This window comes from Flexivirga sp., assembly GCF_051955415.1.
GTDB lineage: Bacteria > Actinomycetota > Actinomycetes > Actinomycetales > Dermatophilaceae > Flexivirga.
In genome coordinates, this window is the sequence record NZ_JBQCGS010000089.1 from 1 (window position 1) to 8525 (window position 8525).

General features: G+C 69.9%; 8 protein-coding genes. 1 reads left to right on the forward strand and 7 read right to left on the reverse strand.

Annotation, left to right across the window (positions count from 1 at the left end; genetic code table 11):
• From ACTHL4_RS14950 to ACTHL4_RS14975, 6 genes are all read right to left on the reverse strand, one after another.
• On the reverse strand, window positions 1–1350 hold a 1350-nt coding region (locus tag ACTHL4_RS14950; RefSeq protein WP_440283560.1), incomplete at its 3' end, for an acetate--CoA ligase.
• A gap of 10 nt (window positions 1351–1360) precedes the next feature.
• Window positions 1361–1957, reverse strand: coding sequence for an acetate uptake transporter (locus ACTHL4_RS14955; RefSeq protein ID WP_440283561.1), 597 nt, complete (start codon window positions 1955–1957; stop codon window positions 1361–1363).
• Window positions 1958–2085: 128 nt separating this feature from the next.
• Window positions 2086–3663 carry a sodium/solute symporter gene (locus ACTHL4_RS14960; RefSeq protein ID WP_440283562.1) on the reverse strand — a complete coding sequence of 526 codons (1578 nt, stop codon included), beginning with the start codon at window positions 3661–3663 and terminating at the stop codon, window positions 2086–2088.
• Window positions 3660–4103 carry a hypothetical protein gene (locus ACTHL4_RS14965; protein WP_440283563.1) on the reverse strand — a complete coding sequence of 148 codons (444 nt, stop codon included), beginning with the start codon at window positions 4101–4103 and terminating at the stop codon, window positions 3660–3662. The genes ACTHL4_RS14960 and ACTHL4_RS14965 overlap by 4 nt, the downstream gene beginning before the upstream one ends.
• Complete coding sequence (locus ACTHL4_RS14970) at window positions 4100–4855, reverse strand: LytR/AlgR family response regulator transcription factor (protein WP_440283564.1); 756 nt, start codon at window positions 4853–4855, stop codon at window positions 4100–4102. Before ACTHL4_RS14970 ends, ACTHL4_RS14965 begins: the two co-directional genes overlap by 4 nt.
• 24 nt (window positions 4856–4879) lie before the next feature.
• Window positions 4880–6076, reverse strand: a complete 1197-nt coding sequence (locus ACTHL4_RS14975; RefSeq protein WP_440283565.1) for a sensor histidine kinase — start codon at window positions 6074–6076, stop codon at window positions 4880–4882.
• A 95-nt stretch (window positions 6077–6171) separates the two neighbouring features.
• Between ACTHL4_RS14975 and ACTHL4_RS14980 the strand changes: the two genes are divergently transcribed.
• Window positions 6172–7368, forward strand: coding sequence for a glycoside hydrolase 5 family protein (locus tag ACTHL4_RS14980; RefSeq protein WP_440283566.1), 1197 nt, complete (start codon window positions 6172–6174; stop codon window positions 7366–7368).
• 165 nt (window positions 7369–7533) lie between these two features.
• Here the strand turns inward: ACTHL4_RS14980 and tsf are convergent, their stop codons facing one another.
• Window positions 7534–8361, reverse strand: a complete 828-nt coding sequence (tsf, locus tag ACTHL4_RS14985; RefSeq protein WP_440283567.1) for a translation elongation factor Ts — start codon at window positions 8359–8361, stop codon at window positions 7534–7536.
• Between the last annotated feature and the right edge of the window lie 164 nt (window positions 8362–8525).

Consider the following 8525-nt stretch of genomic DNA (forward strand, 5'->3'; position numbering starts at 1 on the left):
CTTGACGCCCAGGAAGGGCTGGGTGGCTGATCCGGGTTTCAGCGTCGTCAGGCCGGGCAGCGCGCTGACCATGATCATGCCGGTCTCGGTCTGCCACCAGGTGTCGACCACCGGCGTCTTGCCGCCACCGATGGTGTCGCGGTACCAGACGTAGGCCTCGGGGTTGATCGGCTCACCGACCGAACCGATCAGCCGCAGCGAGGTGAGGTCGTGCTCGGCGGGCACCTCCGCGCCGATCTTCATGAAGGTGCGGATCGCGGTCGGGGCGCAGTAGAGGATCGTCGCCTTGTACTTGGCGACGATCTCCCACCAGCGGCCCGGGTGCGGGGTGTCCGGGGTGCCTTCGTACATGATCGACGTCGTGCCGTTGGCCAGCGGTCCGTAGACGATGTAGGAGTGCCCGGTGACCCAGCCGATGTCGGCCGCGGTCCAGTAGACGTCGGTCTCCGGCTTGAGGTCGAAGACGGCCCAGTGCGTGTATGACGTGCCGACCAGATAACCGCCGGTGGTGTGCAGGATGCCCTTGGGCTTGCCGGTGGTGCCCGAGGTGTACATCACGTAGAGCGGGTGCTCCGCGTCGAACGCCTCCGGGGTGTGCTCGGTCGACTGCTCGTCGACCGCGTCGTGCCACCACAGGTCGCGGCCCTCGGTCCAGTCGACGTCCTGGCCGGTGCGCTTGACCACCAGCACGTTGCGCACGTCCGGGCACTCGGTGAGCGCCTCGTCCACGGCCGGCTTCAGCGCCGACGGCTTGCCCTTGCGGTTGCCGCCGTCCGCGGTGATGACGATGTGCGCCTCGCAGTCGATGATGCGGTCGCGCAGCGCCGAGGCCGAGAAGCCGCCGAAGACGACCGTGTGCGGCGCGCCCAGCCGGGCGCAGGCCAGCATCGCGATGACCGTCTCGGGGATCATCGGCATGTAGATGGCCACCCGGTCACCGGTCTTGACGCCGAGCTCGATGAGCGCGTTGGCGGCCTTGCACACCTCGTCCTTGAGCTGGGCGTAGGTGATGGTGCGGGTGTCCCCGGGCTCGCCCTCGAAGTAGTAGGCGACGCGGACGCCGTTACCGGCCTCCACGTGCCGGTCGAGGCAGTTGTATGCCGCATTCAGCTTGCCGCCGACGAACCACTTCGCGAAGGGCGGGTTGGACCAGTCGAGGACCTCCTCGAACGGCGTGTCCCAGGTGAGCCGTTCGGCCTGCTTCGCCCAGAACCCGAGCCGGTCGGCGTCAGCCGCGTCATACGCGTCGGCCTTGACGTTGGCGGCGGCCGCCAGGTCGGCCGGGGGTTCGAACCGTCGGGTCTCGTGCAGCAGGTTGGACAGAGTGGGCTCGGTCGGTGTGTCACTCATGTGTGCTCCTTCAGCTCAACGGGAAAGTCGGCAGCACGGTGCGCTTGAACGTGAAGTTCGCGACCGGCGCGAACGATGCGTACCCAGCGGCGATCGCCGTCAACAACCCAACATAGCCACCGGTCTTGGTCAATCCACTGCTGTTCCCGAACTCACCGAAGGCCAGGAGGAAATAGGTGATGGTCAGCAGGATGAAGACGACCAGCACGGCGCCGCTGACCCGCAGCGAGGCGACGGTCATGTAGAGGGTGAAGATGCCCCAGGCGAGCAGGTAGACGCCCAGGCCCTTGTTGACGTCCGAGCCGGCGCCGGACAGGTCGGTGTGCCCGGTCAGCCACCAGAAGGACAGCCAGAACGCGCCGTACGAGCAGAACGCCGTGGCGCCGAAGGTGTTGCCCTTGGCGAACTCCCAGATGCCGGCGACGAGCTGCGCACCGCCGCCGTAGGCGAAGGCGAGGCCGAACACCACGGGCTCCACGGTCGAGGGGACTATGCCGGCGTTGACGACGCTCAGCACGAACGTGGTCAGGGCGAAGGCGCCCAGGCCGAGTGCGGCCGGATCGGCCAGGTGGGCGCCCGGTGCCGGGCGGGTGGTCGTCTCGGACATGGAAGAACTCCTGACGTCGGGCGATGGTCACGGCACACACCGTGTGTCACCAGCTTTCTCGCATCAGCCAGGCCGCGGTGGTCATGACGGATTCCATGATGTGAGCGGGGTCACATGGTCGCCGGACGTCACCGCCGGCCGCGACGAACGGTCGCTGCACCGGGCCGAACGGTCGGTGCGTCGGTGGCCGATCCCGCGCCGCGCTCGGGGTCGAAGCTGCCCCGGTCGACGTCGAGGTGCTCCGGGGTGTGCAGGCGGACCATGGTGCGCATGACGCTGGGCGGACGGCGGTCCGCGGTGGCCAGCGACACGCCGATCATCACCAGCAGGCTCAGCGGGGTGGTCCACGCGGCCGGCTGTGCCAGCAGCGGACCGGCGAGTCCGGGTGCGTGGTAGCCGGCCAGCGCGGTGACGACCGCGGCCGTGCAGGTGCCACCGCCGACCACCAGGCCGGCGATCGCGCCGGGGGCGGTGAGGCCACGCCACCAGATGCCGAGCAACAGCAAGGGACAGAAGGTCGAGGCCGCGACCGCGAACGCCAGCTCCACCGCGCGGGCGACCGGCACCCCGCTGGAGACCACGAGCAGCACCAATGTCAGTGAGACGACCAGCGCGGTGGCGCGGCGGAAGTCCCGGACCGGGTCCGATCGGCCGCGCAGCACATCCTGGCTGAGCACGCCCGCCACCGACACGGCCAGCCCGGACGAGGTCGACAGGAACGCCGCGAACGCCCCGGCGCCCAGCAGCCCGGTGAGCAGGTCCGCGCCGAAACCGTGCAGCATGTCGGTCGGCAGCTCCAGCACCACCGCGTCGGTGCGCCCGGACGCGATCAGGCGGAAGCTGTAGATGCGGCCGAGGACGCCATACACCGTGGGGATCAGGTAGAAGAGGCTCAGCAGGCCAAGCACGCCCAGGGTGGTGCGCCGGGCGGCGCGTCCGTCGATGTTGGTGTAGAACCTGGCCACGACGTGCGGCAGTCCCATCGTGCCCAGGAAGGTCGCCAGCATCAGCGAATAGACCAAGTAGGTGGCGTGTTCGCCCTGCATCGGCTCGACCCAGTCGGACACGTGCAGTTCGTGCGGCGCCGGGCCGCCCGCCCGATGCCAGTGCGCCAGCAGGACGGCGGCCGGGATGATCAACGCGGTGAGTTTCAGCCAGTACTGGAACGCCTGCGTCACCGTGATGGAGCGCATGCCGCCGGACAGCACGATCACCAGCACGACCACCGCGACGAGCACCGAACCGGTCCAAGTCGGCGCTCCGACGAGGGTGCGCAAGGTGATGCCGGCGCCCTGGAACTGCGGCAGGAGGTAGAGCACCCCGATCAGTGCCACCACCACGCTGGACACCTTGCGGGCCGCCTGGGACTCCAGCCGCAGCTCGGCGAAGTCGGACAGCGTGTAGGCGCCCGAGCGACGCAACGGGGCGGCGACCAGCACCAGTAGGACCAGGTAACCGGCGGTCCAGCCGACGGGGTACCACAGCGCGTCGGCGCCGTGCGCCAGGATGAGGCCGGCAGCACCGAGAAACGAGGCGGCAGAGAGGTATTCGCCTCCGATCGCCGAGGCGTTGACGACCGGCCCGACGCTGCGGGAGGCGACGTAGAAGTCGCTGGTGGTGCGCGAGACCCGGACACCGAAGACGCCGATGCCCAGGGTGAGCAGCGAGACCGCCAGGACCGCTGTCAGGCCGACAGCGGCATTCATCGCTCGCCCGCTGTGCCCGCCGGGCCCGCTGTGCCCGCGCCGGGCCGCCCGACCAGCCGCATGAAGCCGGCCTCGTTGCGTTCGGCGTAGCGCACGTAGAACCAGCCGAGGCCGAGCAGCACGGGATAGACCAGCACACCGAGCAGCAGCCACGGAAGAGGTATGCCGACCACGTGCAGCCGGCGGATGCCGGGCAGCACGTCGAAGGCCAGCGGCAGGGAGCCGAGCGTCACCGCCAGCAGGAAGAGCACCACCGCGGCCAGCCGCAACTGGGCACGCATCAGCGACCGCAGCAACGCCTCACCGAGCATCGACTGCGCGTCGATCTCCTGGCTCATCGCGGCCACGTCCGCAGCGGCGTTGCGGCGACGCTGCACCCGGACCCGCGGCCCCGGTCCGTCGGGGCGATGCCGCGGGGCGGGGCCGTCGGCTGCGGTCACGACCGCGGCTCCCGGCGCTGCTCCCCCGACCCGCGCAGCAACACGTCCTTCAACTCGCGGCTGCGGCGGCGGCTGACCTCGAGTTCGTGACCGTCGATCACCACCACGCTGCGCTGGTCGTGCTGGCGCAACTCGGTGATGTGCCGAGTGGCCACCAGGTAGCTGCGGTGGATGCGCAGGAACCCCGCACTGGCCCAGTCGTGTTCGAGGGTGCCGAGCGACAAGCGCACCAGGTGCGTGGCCTCGCCGGTGTGCAACCGCACGTAGTCGCCATGTGCCTCGACGAAGTGGACGTCCGAGCGGCGCACGAATCGGGTGACACCGCCCAGCTCGACCGGGATGGTCGGGTCGTCCTCCGGCGGCGCGGGCGGGGCATCGTGGGCGAGTACGCGGCGCAGCGCCTCCTGCACCCGGGCGGGGCGGACCGGCTTGAGCAGGTAGTCGACCGCGTCCAGCTCGAACGCCTCGACCGCGTGCGCGTCGTGGGCGGTCACGAAGACGACCGCCGGCGGCCGCTCGAAACGGGCGAGCACCCGGGCGAGGTCCAGGCCGCTCAGGCCGGGCATGGCGATGTCGAGGAACACCGCATCGATCGACGTGGTCTCCAGTGCGCGCAGGGCCTCGACGCCCGAACCGACGGCGTGCACCGAGGCGCCCGGGTCGAGTTGCTCGATCATGTAGGCCAGCTCGCCACGTGCCGGGGGCTCGTCGTCGACGACGAGCACCCGCAGGTGATCCGGCACGGCATCCATCCCAGGAGTCTATGAGCAGCCCGTTCAGGACCCGTAGTGCGCGACACCGTCGTTCGGGTGGGCCCTGGCGGCGAACCGCGGCACCCGCATCAGCACTTTCGTACCGGCACCGGGGGCGGTCTCGACCACCAGGCCGTACTGCTCACCGAACGTCGCGCGCAGCCGCATGTCGACGTTCGACAGACCGATCGAATCGGCCTGCGTGACACCGTCGAGCGCCTGCTGGATGCGGTCCGGATCCTCTCCGACCCCGTTGTCCTCCACGGTGATCCGCACGTCGACACCGTCGGAGATGGCTTCCACGACCACCTCCCCGGGACCGGCCTTCGGCTCCAGGCCGTGCCGCACGGCGTTCTCGACGACCGGTTGCAGGGAGAGGTACGGCACCATCACCGTCAAACAATCGGGGGCGACACGCAACGTCACCCGCAGGCGCTCGCCGAAGCGGGCCCGTTCGAGGGTGAGGTATTGCTCGATCGACTGCAGTTCGTCGGCCAACGCGGTGTATTCGCCGCGTCGCCGGAACGAGTAGCGCGTGAAGTCGGCGAACTCCAGCAGCAACTCACGGGCGCGGTCCGGGTCCGTGCGCACGAAGGCCGCGATCGTGGTCAGCGCGTTGTAGATGAAGTGCGGCGAGATCTGCGCCCGCAGCGCACGCAGCTCGGCTTCGGCCAGTCCGGAGCGGCGCCGGTCGACCTCGGCGAGCTCCAGCTGACCGCTGACCCAGTCGGCCACCTCGTGGGTGGCCTTGATGACCGGTGCACCGGCCGCCGTCACCAGCGCGTGCAGCGTCCCCACCACGGAACCGTCGACGACCAGGGGGACGCTGATGACATCGCGGAGCCGGCACGCGGGATCGGTGCAGACCACCCGGTCGACCCGCGCCCGCCCGTCCTGCAGCAGTGCGGTCGCGGCGGACAGCACGTCGTCCCGGTGGGTCTGCCCGTGACCGTCCCAGCCCAGCACCGAGTGCCCGTCGCTGAGCGCGACCGCCGGTGCGGTCAACAGCGGGCGCAGCGACCGGACCGCGCGTTCGGCGGACGCTTCGGTGAGACCTTCACGCAACGGGCGGGCGGCCCGGTTCGCCTCGTGCAAGGTGCGCAAGGTCGCGCGGTCCGCCTCGCTGCCCATACCGCGGTGCCGGCGGGCCCACCACCACAGCGCCGCGACCGGCAGCACCAGGATCACGGCGATCAGCGCCGGGACGGCCAAGCTGCTCACGGACGAAACCGTAGAGCACGGGCGGCTGTCGGGGACCGCTCCCCTGGCACCGGCTCGGCCGGCTGCCCGCGGATCGGCTGGCTAGAGTCACCTGCGTGTCCGATCACGAATCGCCGGCGACGCGCCGCACCCTCCGCTTCGGCGCCAACTACGTGCCCTCGCGGGGCTGGTTCCACAGCTGGCTGGACCTGGACCGCGACGCCGTCGCGCGCGATCTGGACGACCTCGCCTCGCTGGGCATGGACCATGTGCGGATCTTCCCGGTGTGGCCGTGGATCCAGCCGAACCGTGCCCAGGTGCGGGCCCGTGCCGTGGCCGACGTGCGAACCGTCATACACCTGGGCGCGGAGCGCGGTCTGGACGTCTGCGTGGATCTGCTGCAGGGCCACCTGTCGAGCTTCGACTTCCTGCCGTCGTGGGTGCTCACCTGGCATCAGCGCAGCATCTTCACCGACCGCGACGCACGCGACGGGTTGCGTTGGTACGTCGAGCAATTGGTGGGGGCACTGGCGCCGGAGCCGAACGTGTTCGCGTTCACCCTCGGCAACGAGGTCAACAACCTGTGGCCGGCGAACGCCACCACGATCCCGCAGTCGACCGCCTGGGCGCAGGAACTGCTGGGCGCCATACGCCAGCATGCCCGGGCGGATCAACGGGTGGTGCACTCGCTCTTCGACGACGCGTTCTACGCACCGGACCACCCGTTCTCCGCGGCCGACGTGACCACGCTCGGTGACGTGTCATCGGTGCACTCGTGGGTCTTCAACGGCACGTCACGGGTGGACGGCCCCCTCGGTCCGGCGACGACCTCCCACGCCGCCTACCTCGCCCGGCTGGCCGGCGCGTGTGGTTCCCCGGACCGGCCGGTGTGGCTGCAGGAGGTCGGCGCTCCGCTGCCGGATGTGCCGCGCGAGGCCGCACCGCAGTTCGTCATGCGCACCGTGCAGGCCGTCGCGGCCGTCCCGACACTGACCGGCATCACCTGGTGGTCTTCACACGACATCGACCGGCGGTTGGTCGACTTCCCCGAGCGGGAGTACGACCTCGGGCTGTTTACCGTCGACCACGAGGCCACACCGGCGGCGCATGCGCTGCGGGACGCTATCGAGGCGGCTCGTCATACCGATCACGTGCGATCCCCGGCGATCTCGCTGCCGGCGGACATCGTCGCCGATCCGTCGGCACGGTACCTGGTCGCGCCCGGCAGTGACTTCCACCGTGACTGGGTGGCGCTCGGCGAGCGACCGGACGGCCGGTTCGCACCACCGGTGATCACGCCCGCGACACCCTGATCGAGCGGACACGGAATGCACTGCGCGGACACGGAAGCCGGGGAGGATTCCGTGTCCGCTCAGTGCTTGATGTGTCCGCTCAGTGAAGCAACCGGTCAGACCGCCTCGCTCGCGGTCCCCGCGAAGTGTTCGGACGAGCGAAGCGGGGGAGAAACTTCGTGGGGTCTAGATGCCGACCTTGAAGCGCAGGAAACCGCTGACCTCGGCGCCGGCCTCCTCGGCGACCTTGGCGACCGTCTTCTTGGAGTCCTTGGCGAACGCCTGCTCGAGCAGGACGTTCTCCTTGAAGTAACCGTTGACGCGGCCCTCGATGATCTTGGGCAGGGCGGCCTCGGGCTTGCCCTCCTCCTTGGCGGTCGCCTCGGCGACGCGACGCTCGTTCTCGACCACCTCGGCGTCGATCTCGTCGCGGCTCAGCACCGTCGGGCTGAACGCCGCGATGTGCATCGCGATGTCGCGGGCCACGGTGGCGTCGCCGCCCTTGGTCGCCACCAGGACGCCGATCTGCGCGGGCAGGTCGGGGCTGGTCTTGTGCAGGTAGGACACGACGTTCTCGCCCTCCAGGCGACCGACGCGACGGACCTCGATCTTCTCGCCGATGGTGGCACCGGCCTGGTCGATGAGGTCCTGCACGGTGCCGCCGTCGACGCTGGAGGCCAGCAGTGCCTCGGCGTCGGTGGCCTTGCCGGCCACAGCCTGCGCGAGCACCTTGTCGGCCAGCTCGACGAACTTCTCACCCTTGGCGACGAAGTCGGTCTCGCAGTTGATCTCCAGCAGGGTGCCGGCGGTGCCGTCGACGTGTGCGGTGACCAGACCGTTGGCGGTCGTGCGGCCCTCCCGCTTGGTCACGCCCTTGAGGCCCTTGACCCGCAGGATCTCGGTGGCCTTGGCCTTGTCGCCGTCGGCCTCGTCCAGCGCCTTCTTGACGTCGAGCATGCCGGCACCGGTCTGCTCGCGCAGCGCCTTGATGTCAGCAGCGGTGTAGTTGGCCATGTGTGTGCTTCGCTCCTTCGCGAATGAACTGTGAAACGGAAGATCTGGGACGTATGGCGCGAGCGTCGCGGCATACGGAGGACCCGCCCGCAAACGGGGGTGCACCCACCCACCCCAGCGGGGCGGTGGGCCGTGCGGCCACGGGTGGAGTCGCGGGGGGCGAC

Excerpts from the sequence above, each read along its gene's own strand:
- ACTHL4_RS14955 (WP_440283561.1), bottom strand. The coding sequence starts at position 1,957 with ATGTCCGAGACGACCACCCGCCCGGCACCGGGCGCCCACCTGGCCGAT.
- ACTHL4_RS14960 (WP_440283562.1), bottom strand. The coding sequence starts at position 3,663 with ATGAATGCCGCTGTCGGCCTGACAGCGGTCCTGGCGGTCTCGCTGCTC.
- ACTHL4_RS14970 (WP_440283564.1), bottom strand. The coding sequence starts at position 4,855 with ATGGATGCCGTGCCGGATCACCTGCGGGTGCTCGTCGTCGACGACGAG.
- tsf (WP_440283567.1), bottom strand. The coding sequence starts at position 8,361 with ATGGCCAACTACACCGCTGCTGACATCAAGGCGCTGCGCGAGCAGACC.